This window comes from Martinezella sp. CNPSo 3732 (assembly GCF_057784515.1).
In genome coordinates this window covers 1-20,159 of record NZ_JBXSOO010000024.1, presented here as the reverse complement: position 1 = coordinate 20,159, position 20,159 = coordinate 1, and the positions used below count along the sequence as shown (strand labels likewise).

Genomic DNA, 20,159 nt, shown 5'->3' with positions numbered 1-20,159 from the left:
CGTGAAGTCCTGATGGATACAACGACAGCGCTCCAACTCTGCCGCTTTCTGCATGACGCATCCCTGATGTTTCTATGGGGCGCCTGCGCCTATCTTTCGTTCCTCGTACCAAGAGCGCTTGCCGACACCGTTTGGCACAGGGTTGCAAAACCGTTTGTGCTGGTTGTCGCGATTGTGGTTTTAACGGCACTGGCCGCACTGCCTGTGACGACGGCGACTATCGGCAATGGCTGGAGCGATACGCTCGATGTCGGCATGCTCCATGATGTGATTTTCGAAACCACGGTCGGGATTGCGTGGCAGGCACAAGTGCTGGCAGCCATCGTGATGATTTGCGCTTTGTTTCTGCCGCCGAACTGGCGCCGCCACGGGCTGGCCTTGGGCGCCGGCCTCGGCCTTGCCTCTCTGTCATGGACCGGGCACGCCTCGATGCTGGAAGGTTGGCTCAAGCAGGCGCACCGGGCCAACGATATCTTGCATATGCTTGCCGGCGGCGGCTGGGTGGGGGCGCTGGTGCCGCTGCTCCCTATCCTCAAGCTTCTCGGCCGGCCGGAATGCCGGGCAGAAGCGCAAATGGCGTTGCGCCGGTTCTCCAATGCAGGTCACGTTGCAGTCGCGCTCGTCATTTTCTCCGGCATCGTCAACACGCTGCTGATCCTGAAACGCCTGCCGACGGACTGGTCTTCACCGTATCAGAAGCTGCTTGCCATCAAGATCGCGCTGGTGGCCGTCATGGCAGTGCTGGCCATCATCAACCGCTACGTCTTCGTTCCCTGGATCGGCCGCAAGCCGACCCGCGCGTTGCTAGCCCTCCGGCTTGGAAGCATCGCCGAGATCGGCATCGGCATTGTCGTCATCGGGCTCGTTGCCGTCTTCGGCATGATGGAGCCGGTCTAGGGCCGTTTCGCTTTTCTTTGAATTGCAAAAATCCTCTATCTCTTTGTTTTTACTTAATTCCTGACGGAAAACAGCTACGCACTTTTCCTGGAATTGCTCTAACCGCCGAGCGATTTCACGACAGCGCGAACGGCCGCCGGATCTTGCGTCGTCGGCTTGTATTCCAGACCCACCCCGCCGCGATAGTCTTGGCCGTACAGCCAATCCAGGCGCTCCGCCAGATCGACATGGCCGGTGCCGGGATCGTTGCGGCCGGGATGATCGGCAACATGGAGATGGGCGATGCGATCGACGCGATCGCCGATCACCTGCTGCGTATCTTCGCCCATGACGGCCGAATGATAGAGATCGTAGACGATGCCGATTTCCGGGCGGCCGACCTCATCGACGATATCGAGGCCCTCCACTGTCGAGGACAGATAGTAACCGACATGGTCTATCTTCGTGTTCAGCGGCTCGAGGCCGACCCGGACGCCGGACCCTTCGAGAATATCGGCACCGGCGCTGAGGGCAGCGACGATGGCTACGCGCTGCTCGGCACGGGAAAACTCCGCCAGATCATTGCCGGCCTGCGCGATCAGAACTGGCGCGCCAAGGCGCTGGGCGACAGCAACGGACTCCCGCAGCCCCTTCAGCCACGTCTCTTTGTTTGCCGGATTCGTCAGCGCGATCATGGGCTCGGCTACGATGCCGGACACCGCAATGCCGGTCTCGGCGACGACTGCTGCGATCGCGTCCAGATCCTTGTTCGTCCAGTGCCAGAATTCGACCGCATCGAGCCCAGCCGAATGTGCTAGCCGGACCCGATCGGCAAAGGCATCGCCATCGCGCGCAAATAACCACTCGATACAAGCCGAAAACTGCCGCATGAGATTCTCCTCCCTCATTAGTCAGGAGCAATGCGCGAGATCGCCCATGACTGCAAGCCTCGCTAGCGATGATATTGCTGCGACGGCCGCGGCATCGAAGATTTGATGGCCTCTACCTTCACTGCAGAGAGCACGCGCATGTCGCGACGGAAATCGGAAGGCGACATCCCGGCAATATGGCGGAAGGATTTGTTGAAGGCGCTGATCGAGCCAAAGCCGCTGTCCATGGCGACCTGCAGAACATTGGCGCCGTCGCGCATCAGCATCGCCTGGGCGCGCGAAAGGCGCAGCAGGCTCACATATTTCGCCAACGTCATGCCTGTCGATTTCTTGAAAAGGTTCATCGCGTATTTCGGATGGAGATTCGCTGCCTTGGCGATGTCAACCGTATCGATGTCATGCAGGAAATTATCGGCGATGAAATCGCACATGCGCGCTAGGCTGCGTGAAGATTGCGGATGAGCCTGGTCATTGGCCGCATTCCCGGTCTTTTCCGGCACCATGCGATATGGCTCGAAAGCGATGCGCTCCAAACGCAGCAGGAGTTCCGCCACGGCGTGTTCCGCCTTGGCGCCGTCGCCGGACATGACATAGCGGTGCCATCGGGCGAAGTTCTCGTCATCGGCGGCATCGGTCGCCGAGCTTATCAATGCCTGTCCGCGAATGAGGCGGCCGGAGATGTCGAGCGGCAGACGCAGGCGGAAAAAATGCACGAGCGGCAGATGCGCGCCCGCATAGATCGAATCGTCGGACAGCTCGTCCAGCTGATGCGGCTGACCGCCCCAGAAAAGGCAGATCTCACCGGCTCGCAAAGTAAGCTCGTGATCGCCTATGCGGTAGTGCACGGTCCCGCGGACAATGTAATTGACTTCCACCTGCGCGTGCCAATGCGGCTTTGCCATCGGCAACGGCTGGTTATGAAACATCTGCAGGACGTTTGGGAGCCCTTCGACACTGCTCGCACCCGGCTGATAAACTGCCCGTTGACCTACCTTACTTTTCGCCAAGTCGATGTTCCCTTTTTAGGAGACAGAAGCGTACCGGCGGATAGTTTAAGCGTGTTCTACTGAGGACGGCAATTGAAAAGGGAGGATTTTCAATGCGTTTAAAACTTGCTGGAGCGACGGCACTTGCTGCCCTGCTTGCTTCCGGTTCTGCCTTTGCTGAGCAAACCACCATCACTGTTTGGAGCTGGAACATCGCCGCGTCGGCGCTGAAGTCGACGGTCGAGGGATTCAATAAGAAAAATCCCGACATCAAGGTCGAGGTTCAAGACATCGGCAACCCACAGGTCTTCGACAAGATGCTGGCTGCCTGCGCTGCCGGTGGGGATGGCCTGCCTGATGTCATGTCGATCGAAAACCACAAGGCTTCGATCTTCTGGAACCGCTTTCCGGACTGCCTGACCGATCTCACGAAGCTTGGCTACAACGACGAACTGAAGAAGCAGTTTCCGGATTTCAAGCGCGCCGAGCTTGAAGTCGGCGATGCCGCCTACGCGATGCCGTGGGATTCCGGCCCGGTCACCATGTTCTATCGCCGTGACCTCTATGAAAAAGCAGGCGTCGATCCGGCAACGATCAAGACCTGGGACGATTTCATCGCCGCCGGCAAGAAGATCTCCGCCGCCAATCCCGGTGTCGTCATGACGCAGGCCGATCTCAACGGCGATAGCGAATGGTTCCGCATGCTCGCCAACGAACAGGGCTGTGGTTATTTTTCGAGTGACAGCCAGAGCATCACCGTCAACCAGCCCGGCTGCGTCAAAGCGCTGGACAAGGTGAAGGAGATCAAGGACGCGGGCCTGATGACCGCGGCGAACTGGAACGAGAAAATTCAGGCGAACACTGCAAGCAAAGTGGCATCGCAGCTGTATGGCGGCTGGTATGAAGGCACCGTCCGCTCCACCTCGCCGGATCTCGCCGGCAAATGGGGCGTCTACCCGATGCCGAGCATGACGGCCGACGGCCCGCATGCAGCCAATCTCGGCGGTTCGTCGCTCGCAATCGCCAGCGGCTCCAAGCATAAGGAAGCCGCCTGGAAATTTCTCGAATACACGCTTGGTACCAACGAGGGCCAGGTGACCATGCTGAAATCCTTCGGTCTCGTGCCGTCGCTGTTGACGGCGGTGAAGGATCCCTTCGTCAACGAACCGCAGCCCTATTGGGGTGGGCAAAAGGTCTGGGCCGATATTCTCGCCACCCTGCCGAAAATCCACCCGAGCCCGGGCACCCAGTATTTCAGTGACGCCGACGAGGTCATAAAGGCTGTCCAGACGAAATATCTCGCTGGCGGCTATCCGAACGGCAAGGCCGCGCTCGACGATGCGGCTCAGCAGATCGCTTCGGCAACAGGTCTGCCGCTCGCGAAATGAGTGACACTGCCGGGCGTGCCTCCCAAGCCGCGCCCGGCACCCCCGCCGCCCTCCGACTCTAAAATCAAAGAAGTAGAGCGTGACGTCGTCCGAAAACCGCCTACACTTTTCGGCGTCACGCTCCAGGGGCGGCGGGGGTGTGATGTCACGCGTGATTTCACTGCGCTAAAGGAGAAGGCTTTCATGCGGTTGCGAAACCGGAGCGCCTATGCGTTCCTTGCACCCTATCTTCTGGTATTCGCCGCTTTCTGGGTCTGGCCGATCATCGATTCGTTCCTGATATCGTTCCAGAATACCCGCGTTAATCCGTGGACCTTCAATCTATCGCTCAATTGGGGGCGGCTGTTCGGCGATCCGGCATTCTACAACGCGCTTGAAAATACGCTGATCATCCTGATCGTTCAGGTGCCCGTCATGATCACGCTCGCCACTGTCATGGCGGTGCTGCTGAATTCACCGCTGTTGAAGGCACGTGGCATTTTTCGCTTTGCCTTCTTCGCGCCCGTCGTTGTCGGAGAAGTGGCCTATGCCGCCGTCTTCCGCCTCATGTTCAACGTCGATTTCGGTATCATCAACAAGCTGCTCGGCGGCGTGGGCATCGCGCCGGTGTCGTGGTTCGCCGACTCGCACGCCGCAATGGTGCTTATCGTTATCGCCGTCACCTGGCGCTGGGCGGGTTACAACGCCATCATCATCCTTTCCGGGCTGCAATCGATCCCGGAGGATGTCTATGAGGCCGCAACCCTTGACCGCGTCAGCCGCTTCAAGCAGTTCATCCACATCACCCTGCCGCTCCTGAAGCCGATCATTCTGTTCTGCGTGGTCCTGTCCGTCATCGGCACGATGCAGCTCTTCACCGAACCATATCTGATCACCAATAGAGGAGGCCCCGGCGGCGGGACGGAAACGCTCGGCCTGCTGCTGTATCGCCAGGCTTTCCAATCGACCAACTTCGGCTATGCCTCCGCGATCGCCTATACGATGGCGGCGCTTGCGGTAGCCATCTCTCTTCTCAATCTCTGGGTGGGGCGCGAACCGAAATGAAATCAAAGTCCAAATCCACTCTGATCCGCTCGATCGCCTTGCACGGCCTGCTGGCGCCGCTCGCCATCATCTGGCTGTTTCCGCTCTGGATGATGTTTGTCTTCTCGACCATGCCCGATTACGGCATTTTCAGCCCCGGCATCATCCTGACACCGTCGACTGGTTTCATGGACAACTTCCGGAACCTGCAGGCCGACACCAACTTCGTCGGCGCGATGACGATCTCCATCGTCGTTGCGGTCACCTATACCTTCCTGTCGGTGCTGCTGACGTCGATGGCCGGATGGGCGCTGGCGCGCTACCAGTTCGCCGGCCGTTCGGGCGTCATCGGCATCATCCTCGGCACGATCACGCTGCCCTACTCCGTCGTCGTCATCCCGCAATTCATCATGGTGGCGCGCGACTTCGGACTGGCCAACTCATGGGTCGCGCTGATCGTACCGCCGCTCTTCAATTCGCTCGGCGTGCTCTTCATGCGCCAGGCTTTCTCGATGATGCCGGGTGAACTCTTTGATGCCGCCCGCGTCGAAGGCGTCAAGGAATGGCACATCTTCCTGCGCATCGCCCTGCCGCTTGCAAGGCCGACGATGGCGGCGCTTGCCATCATCCTGTTCCTGGCCTCCTGGAACAACTACCTCTGGCCGCTGCTCATCAATTCCCGGCCGGGAATGATGACGGCACCCGTCGCGCTCGGAACGCTGATCGGCCTCACCAGGGTCTCCTGGGGCGGCATCATGGCCGGTGCCGTGATGCTGACGGCGCCAATCCTCATCATCTTCGTTCTCCTGCAACGCCACTTCATCGCCGGCATTGCCGCCGGCGCAATCAAATAATTCCGGGAGACCCGTATGGCTGAACTGTCTCTTACCAATATCGTCAAACGCTACGGTTCGCTGGAAATCATCCACGGCGCCAATCTCGAGGTGAAGGATGGCGAGTTCGTCGTCTTCGTCGGGCCGTCCGGATGCGGCAAGTCCACACTGCTACGCATGATCGCCGGGCTGGAGGATATTTCCGGCGGCGAACTCAAGATCGGCGGCCGCGTCGTCAACGACGTGGAACCGGCCGATCGCGGCATTGCCATGGTCTTCCAGTCCTATGCCCTCTACCCGCACCTGACCGTGGAGCAGAACCTCAATTTCGGGCTGCGGATGAACGGCAATCCGAAGGCCGATACCGACCGTCGCGTCAAGCAGGCGGCTGAGATCCTGCAGATCACCGAGCTGATGCAGCGCCGGCCGAAACAGCTCTCCGGCGGCCAGCGCCAGCGCGTCGCCATCGGCCGCGCCATCGTGCGCGAACCGCAGATCTTCCTGTTCGACGAGCCGCTCTCGAACCTTGACGCCGAACTGCGCGTGCAGATGCGCGTCGAAATCTCGCGCCTTCACAAGAAGCTCGGCACGACGATGATCTATGTCACGCACGACCAGACCGAGGCGATGACGCTCGCCGACAAGATCGTCGTGCTGCGCGGCGGCAATATCGAGCAAGTCGGCGCACCGCTCGACCTCTATGACGATCCGGCCAACCAGTTCGTCGCAGGCTTCGTCGGCTCGCCGAAAATGAACTTCCTGCAGGCAGAGGTCGCGGACAATCAGCAGGGCCGCATCGCCACCGTGCTCAAGGGCCAGCGCAATATCCGTCTGACTTTGCCGATCACGTCCGCCAAAGTTGAGGTCGGCCAGCCGGTGACGCTCGGCGTTCGCCCGGAACATTTCCTCGAGGCCGGACGCGGTGATGTGGACATGACCGTTGACGTCGACGTCGCGGAGCATCTCGGCAATACCAGCTACATCTACGCCAATGTCGAAGGCGGCGAGCAGATCGTCATCGAGCGCGAGGAGTCCCGCAACACGGGCAATCGCGACAAGCTCACCGTGGCTCTCTCGGCTGCCAAGACATTCCTGTTCGACAGCGCCGGCAACCGATTGCGGTAGGCGCTGCCTATTCTCCCAAGACAGCATGCAGATTTAGGAAAGGATCGTTCCATGACTACTGAGACACCAATCCGCTGGGGCATCATCGGCCCCGGCAGGATCGCACAGACTTTTGCCGATGGTATCGCCCATTCCCGCAGCGGCAAGCTGGTGGCGATCGCCAGCCGCAACCCGGACAAGCCGGGTCTCCGCGACGGTTTCCCGGGTGCGCGCATTGTCAACGGCTACGAAGCCCTGCTCGCCGACAAGGAGATCGACGCTGTCTATATCGCCACCCCGCACACCGGCCATGCCGAATGGGCGATCAAGGCGATCCGCGCCGGCAAGCATGTGCTCGTCGAAAAGCCGATCGCGCTTTCGGCCTTTGATGCGGAAGCCATCTATTACGAGGCCAAGAAAGCCGGCGTCTTCGCCGGCGAAGCCTTCATGTATCGCGTCCATCCGCAGACGGCTAAGCTGATCGAGCTCGTCAAGAGCGGCGTGATCGGCGATCTGCGCATCATCCGCACCTCCTTCGGCTTCAACATGGGCAAAGTAAATCCGGAACACCGGCTGTTTGCCAATGACATGGCCGGCGGCGGCATTCTCGATGTCGGCGGCTATCCTGTGTCGATGGCCCGCCTGATCGCCGGCGCGGTCGACGGCAAGCCGTTCCTCGATCCAGAAAAGGTATCGGGCGTTGGCCATCTCGGCCAGACAGGCGTCGACGAATGGGCTTCCGCCGTCCTGAAATTCCCGAATAACGTCATTGCCGAAGTGTCCTGCTCGATCATGGCGAACCAGGACAACACGCTGCGCATCATCGGCTCCGAAGGCCGCATCGAGGTTGCCGACTTCTGGTTCGCATCCGGCCATAAGGGCGGCGTCGGCAAGATCAACGTCATCAAGGGCGGCGAAACCCAGACGATCGAGGTCAAGGAAGATCGCTGGCTCTATTCCTTCGAAGTCGATGCGGCCGGCGATGCCATCCGTGCTGGACAAAAAGAATTCGCCTATCCCGGCATCAGTTGGGCCGATTCGATCGGAAACCTCAAGGTGCTCGACCAATGGCGTGCTTCGATCGGCCTGGAATATAGCGTCGAGAAGGCGGCGAAGCGGACGAAGAACATTGCAGGCGCGACCGTCACCAAGGGCAACAGCATTCCGAGGCGCAGCATTCCCGGCATTTCCAAGCCGGCATCGCTCGTCACGCTCGGCTTCGAGTTCTTCCCGAATTTCGCAGCCGCTTCGCTGACGCTCGACGCCTTCTATGAAGCCGGCGGCAATGCCTTCGACACGGCCTATGTCTATGGCGGCGGCAAGACGGAGAGTATTTTCGGCGACTGGCACACCAGCCGCAACGTGCCGCGCGAAGAGATCGTGCTGATCGGCAAGGGTGCGCATTCGCCGCTCTGCTATCCGGATGTGATCGCCAAGCAGCTCGACCAATCCCTCAACCGCCTGAAGACCGACTATGTCGACATCTACTTCATGCATCGCGACAATACCGACGTTCCGGTCGGCGAGTTCGTCGATGCCATGGATGCCGAGGTGAAGGCTGGACGCATTCGCGGCATCTTCGGCGGTTCGAACTGGACGCGCGCCCGCTTCGACGAGGCGATCGCCTATGCCGAGAAGAACGGCAAGGCGGCACCGGCGGCGCTTTCCAACAACTTCTCGCTGGCGGAAATGCTCGACCCGATTTGGGCCGGATGCGTTGCCGCCTCCGACGACGAGTGGAAGGCGTGGCTGAATGCGAAGCAGATCCCGAACTTTGCCTGGTCGAGCCAGGGCCGCGGCTTCTTTACCGACCGCGCCGGCCGCGACAAGCGAGACGATGAGGAACTGGTTCGCGTCTGGTATTCCGACCGCAACTTCGGCCGCCGCGACAGGGCGATCGAACTGGCGCAGAAGCTCGGTCGCAACCCGATCCACATTGCGCTCGCCTATGTCGTCGCACAGCCCTTCCCGGTGATCCCGCTGATCGGCCCGCGCACGGTCGCCGAACTGGAGGACAGCCTTTCGGCGCTTGACATCAAGCTGACGCCGGAACAGGTGAAGTGGCTCGAAGGCTGAGATAAGACAGTCGGCCGGCGGGGCTCGAGAAATGAAAGCAGCCCATCCGGGAAACCGGATGGGCTGCTTTCACATGGGAAGAGATCGCTGTTACCCCTTCTCCCGTCGGGGAGAGGTGCCGGCAGGCGGATGAGGGGGATTCGCCAAGAGCATGAAAACCAATTAAATCAGCGCAGTTAACCCCCTCATCCGACCCTTCGGGCCACCTTCTCCCCAAGGGGAGAAGGAGTTTACAGTGCCAAGCATGAGAGATCACGCGGCGAAATCGAATGTCTTCGCATCAGCCCCTTCGAGGCGCAGCAGATAGGCCTTGCGCTCGAGACCGCCGGCGAAGCCACGCAGATCGCCGGCCGATCCCACTACGCGGTGGCAGGGCGCGATGATCGAGATCGGGTTACGGCCATTGGCGGCGCCGACGGCACGGATCGCCTTTGCCGAGCCAATCTCGGTCGCGATCTGCCGGTAGCTGCGCGTCTCGCCGAAGGGGATGGCGAGCAGCGCCTGCCATACCTTCTGCTGGAACTCTGTTCCGGCAAAATCGAGTGGCAGATCGAAAGCCTGTCGTTCGCCGGCGAAGTATTCGCGGAGTTGCCGCTCTGTCTCCAGCAGCACGGGATGGCTGTCGTCTTCCGCCACAATCAGCAAGGGCACGCGGCCGGGCCGGTCGTTATCCCAGAGGATCGCAGCAAGGCCATCATCGCTGCCGACGAGCTTCAAGGCGCCGACGGGCGAACCGATGATCCGATAGACATACTGCTTTTCCGCATTTTTCAGGGCTTTGGTCATGCCGATATCCTTCCTTTGAATTGCGCTCGTGGCATCGGGCGAGATTGCCTCTGATGGAGCACTTATGTCCCCATTGGACCTTAAATGAGCGCTCGCAACCACCCGAAAACGGAGGGCGGGCAAGAAAATCTCGGCATTTCCCGATCCCTGTGCTCAGCTGCAAGATGACGCAGCCTCCGTGCGCCCGCTTGGGGAATGGGCTGGAATTGTGTAGAATCCCGACAAGCCAGATCGTCAAGCATGCGGAGCTCGATATGACAGTTCGCCCGCCACGCAACTTCAATTCATCGCAAACCAAAGAAACCGGGCTCGGCGTTCTCGAATATGAGATGATGTCGGAACGCGCCAGCACGCTCGGCCATCATGGCATGAAGGTGGAAGCGGCGCTTGCAGCCTTGCAGGAGGGCGAAGCCAAGGGCAAGGAGGGCGTCGAGCACGAGCGGCTGGTGGATACCGCGGCGCAAGCCGTCTGGGCCATGTTCATTCATCGCGAGATCTGCGGCCTGCGCAACGGCCGCGATGTCATCCAGCGCTATGGCATTCCGAACAAGGTGCTCGCGCGGCTCGGCGCCAGCCCGAGACATCCCTGAATATTAAGATTTCAAGATCGCCTGGAAACGCGGGTCGAAGGCGTGGCCGATCGGCTCTGCCGCCGCACCGCGCGCCACCGCCCAGGGATCGGTCATGCCGAGCTGCAGACGCGGCAACAATCGATTCGGGCGATCGGCATTGGAGGGCAGGAGCGGCTGCATGGCGGCGATCAGCCGTGTTGCCAACGCGACGGGGGCACCGCCGCACAGAATCACCGTTTGCGGATCGAAGACGGTTTCGATGAGCTGGACACTCCAGCGCAGATCGATCGCCGCCATTTCGATCCAGGCGAGAATATCCGGATCGTCGGCGGCAGCTCGATCATTGATCAGCGAGTAAATATCAGGCGCCATCGGATCGACGCCGAGGTGATCGTAGAGCGAAGCCAGCGACGCGCGATGCTCAAGCTGGGTTTGTTTTCCGCCTGATGTCAGCAGCGCCATGCCGATTTCGCCGGCATTGCCATGGGCACCGCTATAGAGCTCGCCGCCGAGGATGAGCCCCGCACCGATACCGTAGCCAACATAAAGGCAGACGGCATGGTCGAGCCCATGTGCGGCACCGACCATGCGCTCGGCGGTCGCGCAGGCCGCGGCGTCGTTCTGCAGGGTCACATTGAGCCCCGTTCCGGCCGACAGCGTTTCCAGCAGCGGAAAACGTTGCCAGGCGCCCATCATCCAGGGATTGTCGGCATCGTCCTGCTCGATGCCGAACGGGCCAGGCATCGCCGCACCGAGGCCGACGAGGCGTTTCTCCGCCTGCGCGACACGCTGCCGGAGCTCGATGCGCGCATCCTCCACCAGCTGCAGGACGACGGGCGTGCCCGTCGTCGGTCCACCGACCGGCAGGTTCGCTTCCTTGCGTATCAGCACATTACCGACAAGATCGACGGCGATAGCGCGGGTGATATGGCGGTCGATCTGCAGGCCAATGGCGAAGGCGCCCTCGGGCACGAGACCATAGGGCGTGGAAGGCTGGCCGCGGCCGCGGCGCACCGTTTCCCTTGATGTGACGAGCCCGTCGTTTTCCAGCTCCTCCATGATGTTGGAGACCGTCTGTTTCGTCAGGCGCGTGGCGCGCGCAAGGTCGGCGCGGGAGAGCGCTCCGTTCAGCCTGAGGGCATCGATGATTACCCGCCGGTTATGGGCGCTGGTGCCCTCGTGGTTCGTTCCGCTCGTAGCCCTGATCGGGCGAATATCGTTCATCTGTTTTTGCCTCTTGACACCACTAGAATATTGAAGAACAAATTAGTCAAGACAATTGACTTAAAAGAAACCACAGAGTTTCACGGGAACATTGGAAGCCGTAAGGCTCCGAAGACGCGCCGTTCCACATTCGGCGACCAGCCCGGCCAATTGCCTGCTCGACGACCATGGCGACGCTCGGCCGCCATCGGAAAAATCGCGTAAGTGTCAAAAAACTGGAGGTTGGAATGTTGAAATCATTGAACAAGACATTGCTCGGCGCAGCGTTGATCGGCGTATCCTTCGCCTCGCATGCCTTTGCCGAAACCACGATCAATGCTCTCTTCATGGCGCAGGCTGCCTATAGCGAAGCCGACGTGCGCGCCATGACGGATGCCTTCTCCAAGGCCAATCCGGACATCAAGGTCAATCTCGAATTCGTTCCTTACGAAGGCCTGCACGACAAGACTGTGCTCGCTCAAGGTTCCGGCGGCGGCTATGACGTCGTGCTCTTCGACGTGATCTGGCCGGCCGAATACGCGACCAACAAGGTTCTGGTCGATGTCTCCTCGCGCATCTCGGACGATACGAAGAAGAGCGTGCTGCCGGGCGCCTGGACGACGGTTCAGTATGACGGCAAGTATTACGGCATGCCGTGGATCCTCGATACCAAATACCTGTTCTATAACAAGGAAATCCTGGAAAAGGCCGGCATCAAGACGCCGCCGAAGACCTGGGACGAGCTGAACGAGCAGGCGAAGGCCATCAAGGACAAGGGTCTTCTCGCCACCCCGATCGCCTGGAGCTGGTCACAGGCCGAAGCCGCGATCTGCGACTACGCCACGCTCGTCAGCGCCTATAAGGGCGACTTCATCAAGGATGGCAAGCCGGACTTCCAGACCGGCGGCGGCCTCGATGCCCTGAAATACATGGTTACTAGCTACAAGTCCGGCCTCACCAATCCGAACTCCAAGGAATTCCTCGAAGAGGATGTCCGTAAGGTCTTCGAAAACGGCGATGCCGCCTTCGCGCTGAACTGGACCTACATGTACAACATGGCGAACGACCCGAAGGACAGCAAGGTCGCGGGCAAGGTCGGCGTCGTGCCGGCACCGGGCGTTGCCGGCAAGAGCGAGGCGTCTGCCGTCAACGGCTCGATGGGCCTCGGCATCACCTCGGCCAGCAAACATCCGGACGAAGCCTGGAAATACATCACCTTCATGACCTCGCAGGCGACGCAGAACCAGTATGCCAAGCTCAGCCTGCCGATCTGGGCATCGTCCTATAGCGATCCGGCCGTGACCAAGGGCCAGGAAGAACTGATCGCGGCCGCAAAGATTGGCCTCGCAGCCATGTATCCGCGTCCGACGACACCGAAATATCAGGAACTGTCGACCGCACTGCAGCAGGCGATCCAGGAATCGCTGCTCGGCCAGTCTTCTCCGGAAGATGCGCTGAAGTCGGCTGCCTCCAACAGCGGTCTCTGATAGTCTCAACGGGCGGTACTAGTTGCCGCCCGCCTCTTGATCCCCATGAAGAATGAAAGAAGGGGCTTGCCATGTCCGGCACCTCTATGACAACTCGCGCCTGGCTTTTGATGCTGCCGCTGCTTGTGGTGATGATCGCTGTCATCGGCTGGCCTCTCGTCGACACGGTCGGCCTTTCTTTCACCGATGCCAAGCTTGTGGGAACCGGCGGCAATTTCGTCGGCATCGACAACTACGCGAAGATGCTGGCGAACTCCAATTTCCAGCGCACCCTGATCACAACTGCCTGGTTCGCAATCGTCTCCGTTGCCGCCGAAATGGTGCTCGGCGTGCTGGCCGCGCTGCTGCTGAACCAGAATTTTAGGGGTCGCGGCGTGCTGCGCGCGCTGATGATCCTGCCCTGGGCGCTGCCGACCGTCGTCAATGCGACGCTCTGGCGCCTGATCTATAATCCCGAATATGGCGCGCTGAACGCAGCACTCACCCAACTCGGCCTGCTCGACGCCTACCGCTCCTGGCTTGGCGAGCCGGGCACGGCGCTGACGGCTTTGATCGTTGCCGACTGCTGGAAGAATTTTCCGCTGGTGGCGCTGATTGCGCTCGCCGCCCTGCAGGCCGTGCCGCGTGATATCATCGCCGCCTCGCTGGTCGATGGTGCCGGCCCCTTCAAGCGTTTCCGTTTCGTGATCCTCCCCTATTTGGTCGGGCCATTGATGGTCGCATTGGTGCTGCGCACGATCGAGGCTTTCAAGGTCTTCGACATCATCTGGGTGATGACGCGCGGCGGCCCGGCAAACAGCACGCGCACGCTCTCCATCCTCGTCTATCAGGAAGCCTTCTCCTTCCAGCGGGCGGGATCTGGCGCATCGCTTGCCTTGATCGTCACGCTGCTGGTCACGATGCTTGCCGCCGCCTATGCCGCCCTTGTCCGCAAGACCGCAGGGAGTGCCACCTGATGGAACGCAAGAACCCGCTCTTCACCTGCTTCATCTACATCTGCGCCATCCTGCTCGCCGTCGTCATCCTGGCGCCGATCGCCTGGCTCTTCATCATGAGCATTTCGCCGGCTGCCGATCTTGCCGGCAAGCCGCTGCGCTGGTGGCCGCAGACGGCCGACTTCTCGCGCTACAAGGTGCTGCTGTCGACGCTGGAAAACAGCGAGGGCGCCGCCTTCACCTCGTCGCTGCGCAACAGTATCGAAGTCGCCGGCATGGCGACCATAGCCGCCATCGCGCTTGCCATCCCCGCCGGCTGGGCCGTGTCGCGCACGCCGTCTGTCGGGTGGTCGCTTTCCATGGTCATCGCCACCTATATGCTGCCGCCGGTGGCGCTCGCCGTACCGCTCTATATGGGGCTTGCCCATCTCGGCCTGCTCAACAACGTGTTCGGCCTGGCGCTCGTCTATCTGACGATTCTTGCGCCGTTTACGACATGGCTGATGAAATCCGGCTTCGATTCCATTCCGAAGGAGATCGAGGCTGCTGCGATGATCGATGGCGCCGGGTTGTTCCAGACCCTGAAGATCATCACGCTGCCGCTTGCCATGCCTGTCATGGCGACCTCGGCGCTCTTCGCCTTCCTGCTTGCCTGGGATGAATTCTTCTATGCGCTGCTCTTTACCTCGGACCAGCGCGCAAAAACCCTCACCGTCGCCATAGCGGATCTCGCCGGCGGCCGTGTCTCGGATTACGGACTGATCGCGACTGCCGGTGTGCTGGCCGCCCTGCCCCCGGTGCTGATCGGCCTTGTCATGCAACGTGCCCTGATCTCTGGGCTGACCAATGGCGGCGTCAAGGGATGACCATGACCCAAGAGAAAACACGCCCCGCCGGCCTTGCCGCGATCGACCGTGAAATGGCCCGCCAGCATGCCGATGCGCTCGCCTCGTTCGAGGCCGCAAGCGATATGGCCACCAACGCCGCAGCCTCGCTGAAGCGCACCGGCAAGCTTTTGCTGCTCGGTATGGGCGGCTCGCATGCCGTCAACCGCGCCGTCGAGCCGCTCTATCGTGCAGCGGGCATCGATGCGATCGCCTTGCCGCTTTCCGAACAGCTCGGCCAGCCCCTGTCGCCGGAGGGCCGCACGATCTTCATGACCTCGCAATCCGGCGAGAGCGCAGAGGTCGTGCGCTGGTTCAACGAGACGGGCGGCACTGCCGAGACCTTCGGCCTAACGCTGGAAGGCAGCTCCTTCCTTGCAAAAACCGCGCCTTCTCTCGTCGGCGCCGGCGGCACCGAGCTTGCCTTTGCGGCAACCCGCAGCCTCACCGTCAGCTTTGCGCTGCATCTGGCGATCTTCGCCGCGCTGGGGCAGGATCCGGCTCGAGCGCTCGCCGTGCTTCGTGCGCCCGAAGCGCTCGATATCAAGCCGGCACTTGCGGCCCTCGCCAATGTCGCGACGGTCGTCACCTCGGGCCGCCGTCTGCAGGGCGTTGCCGAGGCCTTGGCGCTCGGTCTCACCGAACTTTCCCGTCGTCCCTGCTTTTCGCTTGAAGGCGGGCAGCTGCGCCATGGTCCGATGGAAATGCTCGGGCCCTCGGTTGGCGTCATCCTCTTCCGCGGCAATGATGCAACGGCGAACCTCGTAACCGCCATGGCCATTTCCGCCATCGAGACGGGTGCGCCGGTCATCGTCTTTGATGGTTCCGAAGAAGAGCCGGTACCTGGCTGCGTCACGCTGCGCTTCAGGCCGGAAACCGGCCTTGCCGCCATCTTCCAGATGCTGCCCGTCGCCCAGTCGCTGATGATCGCCTTTGCCGACGAGCGGGTGGAGAATGCGGGCACGCCGATGCGCTCGACCAAGATTACCCGGAGCGAATGAATGAAGCCGCTTGCAGTCATCGGCAACGTCAATATCGACCTGATCCTCGGGCCGGCGACACCATGGCCGAAAGCCGGCACCGAGATCATCGTCGATCACGACGAGCTGCGCGTCGGCGGCCAAGCGGGCAACAGCGCGCTTGCCTGGGAAGGTCTTGGCGTCGATTACGAAATCGCGGCCAATGTCGGCAGAGACCAGTTTGGACGCTGGCTCAGCGAAGCGTTTGGCGCGCGCAGCAGCAAATGGCCGGTGCGTCCTGAGGGCACGACGCTCTCGGTCGGCATCACCCATCCCGATGGCGAGCGCACCTTCTTCACGACGCGCGGTCACCTGCCGCGCTTCAATCTCGCTGACGTGCATGCGGTGCTCGATGGTAACAGGCTCAGCGACGGCTATGTGCTGCTGTGCGGCGCCTTTCTTACCGAGGACCTCACCCGGGATTACGACGTCCTGTTCGACTGGGCCGACAAGCATGGAATCACCGTCGCCCTCGATACCGGTTGGCCGCTCGACGGCTGGACTAAGGAAAATTGCGATGCCACGCGACGCTGGCTTTCCCGCTGCGGCGTGGCACTCATGAACGAGGTCGAGACGACGACCTTAGCCGGCATGGACGATCCGGCCGAAGCCGCGCGCGCGCTCCATGCGCAGATGCCCGAAGGCGCCATCTTCGTCGTGAAGCGCGGTCCGGATGGTGCGGTCGCCATCGATGCCGATGGCAAGCTCGTTTCGGCTACAGCGCCAAAAGTCACGGTGGTCGATACGATCGGCGCCGGCGATGTCTTCAATGCTGGCTTTCTGGCCGCCCTTGCCCGCGGCGAGCCGCCTGCGGCCTGCCTTTCGGCGGGGATCGCGGTTGCTTCCCGCGCCATTTCCACTCTGCCGCGCAACTATGGCCCGGCCCAAGCATCCGAGGAGGCCGTTCAATGAGCGCGCTCGAAATCCAGAAAATCCGCAAGAGCTACGGCGAAGTGGAGACGCTGAAAGGCATAGATATTTCGCTTGAAAGCGGCGAATTCCTGGTGCTGCTCGGCTCGTCAGGCTGCGGCAAGTCCACGCTGCTCAACATCATCGCCGGGCTTGCCGAGGCAACCAGCGGCGATATCCGTATCGGCGATCGTTCCGTGCTTGGCGTGCATCCGAAGGACCGCGACATCGCCATGGTGTTCCAGTCCTACGCGCTCTATCCGAACCTCTCTGTTCACCGCAACATCGGCTTCGGCTTGGAGATGCGCAAGGTGCCTGCCGCCGAGCGCGACAAGGCGGTGCGAGAAGCGGCGAAGCTTTTGCAGATCGAAGCACTGCTGGAGCGCAAGCCGAGTCAGCTTTCCGGCGGCCAGCGTCAGCGGGTAGCGATCGGCCGGGCGCTGGTGCGCAAGCCGGAGGTGTTCCTGTTCGACGAGCCGCTTTCCAACCTTGATGCCAAATTGCGCATGGAGATGCGCACCGAGCTGAAGCGCCTGCACCAGATGCTGAAGACCACGGTCGTCTATGTGACGCACGATCAGATCGAGGCGATGACGCTCGCGACCCGGATCGCCGTGATGCGCGACGGCCGGATCGAACAGCTCGGCACGCCGGACGAGATCTACAATCATCCGGCAACACTCTATGTCGCGACCTTCGTCGGCGCACCGCCGATGAACCTTTTGAACGCGACTGCCGATCAGGGTTCGCTGCGCATCGACGGCACCTCGATCATTCTGCCAATGCCGGCAACGAAAGCAGAGATCGCCCAAGGACAGCAGCTTGTGGTCGGTATCCGGCCGGAAACCCTGCGTCTCGATGAGCACGGCACGCTTGAGGCGATCTGCGAAGTGGCGGAACTGACCGGCCCCGAGTTGATCGTCACCGGAAAGGCAGGTTCGCAGCGGCTGATGGCCTGCTTGCCGCCGCGCACCGCGATTGCCGAAGGGCAGAGCCTCAAGCTCGGCTTCGACGCCAGCGCGTTGCATCTCTTCGATCGTGCCACCGGTCAGCGCTGCGAATAGGCCTTTCAACCCAGACATATGATCGCCTTGATCCTCAATGGGCCGGCGACCATCGCCACCGAAGCGAAGGCGCCGGAAATTGCACGTCTTTCGAAGCTGTCTTCGGCCGCCACCATTCCCTATTCGGTCGTTTTTGCTGTTTCTGTCGCTGGAATACATGCCGACGGATGTCGCGATCGGCCTGACCTCGTTCCGCACCACCAGTATCCTCCTGGTCTTCCTGCTGTCGCCGGCGGCCGTCATCGCCGCGGCCTGGCTGGAATGCATCCAGAATGACCGTCGAAATCAGTAGGCGAAGGATTGAGGATGCCGCAGAGTTCGGTTGCGCAGGATTGATGCGATGATGTCGATCGGCGTGCCTTCTACAATACCATTGCGATCGACGGCCAAGCCTGCTTATGCTCTTTCTTAAAATATAGTTAAATAAATCCATTCGATTATCTAAAATTACTTGATAATTTTTTGATATTTCAAAACCCTGCAATGTACCCGCAATTCTCACCGGCAAAATGACCTCCATCTCCTGAAGACAACCCGCTCCACAAGACGGTAGGTCCCGGAGAGCAGCAGGAACCGATGTCCGGTTCTCCAACGCAACAGAGACCTTGCGAGCGCCGAGGGATGGCGCATGGGTTTCGTATGGAGTTAGCAATGTCACTCAGCGCAAAATCGATTCTGCTCGCGGCTCTGGCCATGGCGGCCGCGACCAATGCCTCAGCCGCCGATCTCACCACCTACAAGGCCCCGGATTCCGCCCATGACAGCCCGCCGGCCTTCCACTGGAGCGGCGCCTATTTCGGCGCCCATGGCGGTATCGCCTCATCGAAGTTCAACCCTTTCGCCAGCGGCAAGGGCCTGACCGGAGGCGTGCAAGCCGGCTACAATTTCCAGGTGGGGCCAGGCATCGTCGGCGCCGAACTGGAAGGCTCCTATCTCGGAAACAACGAGCTGCGCGTACCGAACGGCAGGGTGGAAGAACGCTTCCGCGGCGCCGCCAAGGCCAAGGCCGGCCTGACCTTCGACCGTACGCTCGTCTATGGCACGGCCGGTCTGACGATGACGAAGTTCGAAGGCGGCAAGGGCGTCTCCACCTCCGGCGGCTGGAAACGGGGCTACCTTGTCGGCGGTGGCGTCGAACAGGGCTTCGGCGGCGGCCTGTCGGCCAAGATCGAATACAACTACGTCATGACCAACGACGTCTCCACGACGACATCGAGCGGCAAGTCGAAGACCGATCTGCGCGATCACGTCATCAAGGCCGGCCTGAATTATCGCTTCTGATCGCCGATTTGCAGAGGTCGGCACGCCTTTTCAAGCCAGGCGTGCCCGACGGAGAGCGGCGGAGGATGGCTTTGAAACCCCGCCTCCATCCTCCGCCGCTCTCGCTCATGAAATGAAAGCATAATGTTGGGTGCTGTGATAAGCCGTGTTTCGAAGATAACGGTCGCCTTCGTGCTGGCGGCGCTGGGAATTGCAGGCGTGGTGATATGGCACCGGCCCGCAATGATCCGCTGAATGTCGACCAGATGGCCAGCATCAAGGTGAAGACAGTCGAAGTCGCTCCCAAGTGACGCGGGTGCATCGCGGACCTACCGGCGGGAAATCCGCATCAACGGTTTTATTCAGCCAACTCGTCGACGCTCAGCATAGGACCGTCGAAGACCGCTGCCTCCAAGTTCGGGTTGCGAGGGCTGTCGACAACTGAGATGAGACCGGCGCGCCGTGATCCAATTTTCTATGCATTCAAATGGGATGTCATGGGACGATAGGCCCGCAAAAGCGGCCATAGTCGCGAAACTGCGCTCCACATCCTCCGTCGCCGAAGAGATCATTCGCATTCAAGCGAAGGCTGACGGAAGCTCGTCACATACCGATCGGAACCGACGCCGCGAGTGTAGAAGGTGTAGAAGCATTCCGTATGCTCGACGTAGCCAGGCGTTTCGATGACGTCATAATGCGAGACGGCGGCCGGCGCTATCGTCGCCAATGGCCCCTTGTCGGAGCCGATGGCTGGCGGAAGCAGCGCGGTGCTGGTGCCGGTACCGGAGCAATGCTGCATTCTGGAACCCGAAGGGTGATAGGCGCTGCTCTAGCATCGCCATCGAAGAAGAAGTCTTCGCGCCC

20 protein-coding genes are annotated in these 20,159 nt (G+C 61.0%); 15 read left to right on the top strand and 5 right to left on the bottom strand.

Annotation, left to right across the window (positions count from 1 at the left end):
* The first annotated feature begins 12 nt into the window (after positions 1-12).
* Positions 13-897 (top strand): copper homeostasis membrane protein CopD, encoded by an 885-nt coding sequence (copD, locus tag AC13RM_RS27800; RefSeq protein WP_374822436.1) that lies wholly within the window; start codon positions 13-15, stop codon positions 895-897.
* A gap of 98 nt (positions 898-995) precedes the next feature.
* On the opposite strand, the gene AC13RM_RS27795 is transcribed toward copD, so the two are convergent.
* Together AC13RM_RS27795 and AC13RM_RS27790 are read right to left on the bottom strand one after the other, a co-directional pair.
* On the bottom strand, positions 996-1,766 hold the full coding sequence (locus AC13RM_RS27795) for a TIM barrel protein (RefSeq protein ID WP_374822433.1): 771 nt from the start codon (positions 1,764-1,766) through the stop codon (positions 996-998).
* A 62-nt stretch (positions 1,767-1,828) separates the two neighbouring features.
* A complete protein-coding gene (locus AC13RM_RS27790) occupies positions 1,829-2,779 on the bottom strand; it encodes a helix-turn-helix domain-containing protein (protein WP_374822553.1) in 951 nt (316 codons plus the stop codon).
* 86 nt (positions 2,780-2,865) lie between these two features.
* Between AC13RM_RS27790 and AC13RM_RS27785 the strand changes: the two genes are divergently transcribed.
* The 5 genes from AC13RM_RS27785 (at position 2,866) to AC13RM_RS27765 (ending at position 9,176) form a co-directional block, all read left to right on the top strand.
* Positions 2,866-4,140 carry an ABC transporter substrate-binding protein gene (locus AC13RM_RS27785; protein ID WP_113232669.1) on the top strand — a complete coding sequence of 425 codons (1,275 nt, stop codon included), beginning with the start codon at positions 2,866-2,868 and terminating at the stop codon, positions 4,138-4,140.
* Positions 4,141-4,323: 183 nt separating this feature from the next.
* Positions 4,324-5,184 carry a carbohydrate ABC transporter permease gene (locus AC13RM_RS27780; RefSeq protein WP_112338865.1) on the top strand — a complete coding sequence of 287 codons (861 nt, stop codon included), beginning with the start codon at positions 4,324-4,326 and terminating at the stop codon, positions 5,182-5,184.
* On the top strand, positions 5,181-6,017 hold the full coding sequence (locus AC13RM_RS27775) for a carbohydrate ABC transporter permease (protein WP_374822429.1): 837 nt from the start codon (positions 5,181-5,183) through the stop codon (positions 6,015-6,017). The genes AC13RM_RS27780 and AC13RM_RS27775 overlap by 4 nt, the downstream gene beginning before the upstream one ends.
* Positions 6,018-6,032: 15 nt before the next feature.
* The gene (locus AC13RM_RS27770; RefSeq protein ID WP_374822426.1) at positions 6,033-7,121 is read left to right on the top strand and encodes an ABC transporter ATP-binding protein; all 1,089 of its coding nucleotides are present in this window, start codon (positions 6,033-6,035) and stop codon (positions 7,119-7,121) included.
* 51 nt (positions 7,122-7,172) lie between these two features.
* Entirely contained in the window at positions 7,173-9,176 is a 2,004-nt protein-coding gene (locus AC13RM_RS27765; RefSeq protein WP_374822423.1) for an aldo/keto reductase, read from the top strand.
* 252 nt (positions 9,177-9,428) lie between these two features.
* Here AC13RM_RS27765 and AC13RM_RS27760 read toward each other — a convergent pair whose 3' ends face one another.
* Positions 9,429-9,962, bottom strand: a complete 534-nt coding sequence (locus AC13RM_RS27760) for a methylated-DNA--[protein]-cysteine S-methyltransferase (protein ID WP_440479986.1) — start codon at positions 9,960-9,962, stop codon at positions 9,429-9,431.
* 254 nt (positions 9,963-10,216) lie between these two features.
* On the opposite strand from AC13RM_RS27760, the gene AC13RM_RS27755 reads away from it, so the two are divergent.
* Positions 10,217-10,552 (top strand): DUF6665 family protein, encoded by a 336-nt coding sequence (locus AC13RM_RS27755; RefSeq protein WP_374822416.1) that lies wholly within the window; start codon positions 10,217-10,219, stop codon positions 10,550-10,552.
* 3 nt (positions 10,553-10,555) lie between these two features.
* Here AC13RM_RS27755 and AC13RM_RS27750 read toward each other — a convergent pair whose 3' ends face one another.
* Positions 10,556-11,758 carry an ROK family transcriptional regulator gene (locus tag AC13RM_RS27750; protein ID WP_374822413.1) on the bottom strand — a complete coding sequence of 401 codons (1,203 nt, stop codon included), beginning with the start codon at positions 11,756-11,758 and terminating at the stop codon, positions 10,556-10,558.
* Positions 11,759-11,985: 227 nt separating this feature from the next.
* Here AC13RM_RS27750 and AC13RM_RS27745 point away from each other — a divergent pair, with 227 nt between their 5' ends.
* The 8 genes from AC13RM_RS27745 to AC13RM_RS27710 all read left to right on the top strand — a co-directional run bounded on the left by AC13RM_RS27745 (position 11,986) and on the right by AC13RM_RS27710 (position 19,316).
* On the top strand, positions 11,986-13,224 hold the full coding sequence (locus AC13RM_RS27745) for an extracellular solute-binding protein (RefSeq protein WP_440479987.1): 1,239 nt from the start codon (positions 11,986-11,988) through the stop codon (positions 13,222-13,224).
* A 71-nt stretch (positions 13,225-13,295) separates the two neighbouring features.
* Entirely contained in the window at positions 13,296-14,180 is an 885-nt protein-coding gene (locus tag AC13RM_RS27740; protein ID WP_440479988.1) for a carbohydrate ABC transporter permease, read from the top strand.
* On the top strand, positions 14,180-15,025 hold the full coding sequence (locus tag AC13RM_RS27735; protein ID WP_440479989.1) for a carbohydrate ABC transporter permease: 846 nt from the start codon (positions 14,180-14,182) through the stop codon (positions 15,023-15,025). Before AC13RM_RS27740 ends, AC13RM_RS27735 begins: the two co-directional genes overlap by 1 nt.
* Positions 15,022-16,044, top strand: coding sequence for an SIS domain-containing protein (locus tag AC13RM_RS27730; protein ID WP_440479990.1), 1,023 nt, complete (start codon positions 15,022-15,024; stop codon positions 16,042-16,044). Before AC13RM_RS27735 ends, AC13RM_RS27730 begins: the two co-directional genes overlap by 4 nt.
* The gene (locus tag AC13RM_RS27725; protein WP_374822398.1) at positions 16,045-16,974 is read left to right on the top strand and encodes a PfkB family carbohydrate kinase; all 930 of its coding nucleotides are present in this window, start codon (positions 16,045-16,047) and stop codon (positions 16,972-16,974) included.
* On the top strand, positions 16,971-18,035 hold the full coding sequence (locus AC13RM_RS27720; RefSeq protein ID WP_374822395.1) for an ABC transporter ATP-binding protein: 1,065 nt from the start codon (positions 16,971-16,973) through the stop codon (positions 18,033-18,035). Before AC13RM_RS27725 ends, AC13RM_RS27720 begins: the two co-directional genes overlap by 4 nt.
* A gap of 157 nt (positions 18,036-18,192) precedes the next feature.
* Entirely contained in the window at positions 18,193-18,327 is a 135-nt protein-coding gene (locus AC13RM_RS27715) for a hypothetical protein (protein ID WP_374822392.1), read from the top strand.
* A 359-nt stretch (positions 18,328-18,686) separates the two neighbouring features.
* On the top strand, positions 18,687-19,316 hold the full coding sequence (locus AC13RM_RS27710; protein WP_374822388.1) for an outer membrane protein: 630 nt from the start codon (positions 18,687-18,689) through the stop codon (positions 19,314-19,316).
* Between the two features lie 547 nt (positions 19,317-19,863).
* On the opposite strand, the gene AC13RM_RS27705 is transcribed toward AC13RM_RS27710, so the two are convergent.
* Entirely contained in the window at positions 19,864-20,094 is a 231-nt protein-coding gene (locus tag AC13RM_RS27705; RefSeq protein WP_374822566.1) for a hypothetical protein, read from the bottom strand.
* Between the last annotated feature and the right edge of the window lie 65 nt (positions 20,095-20,159).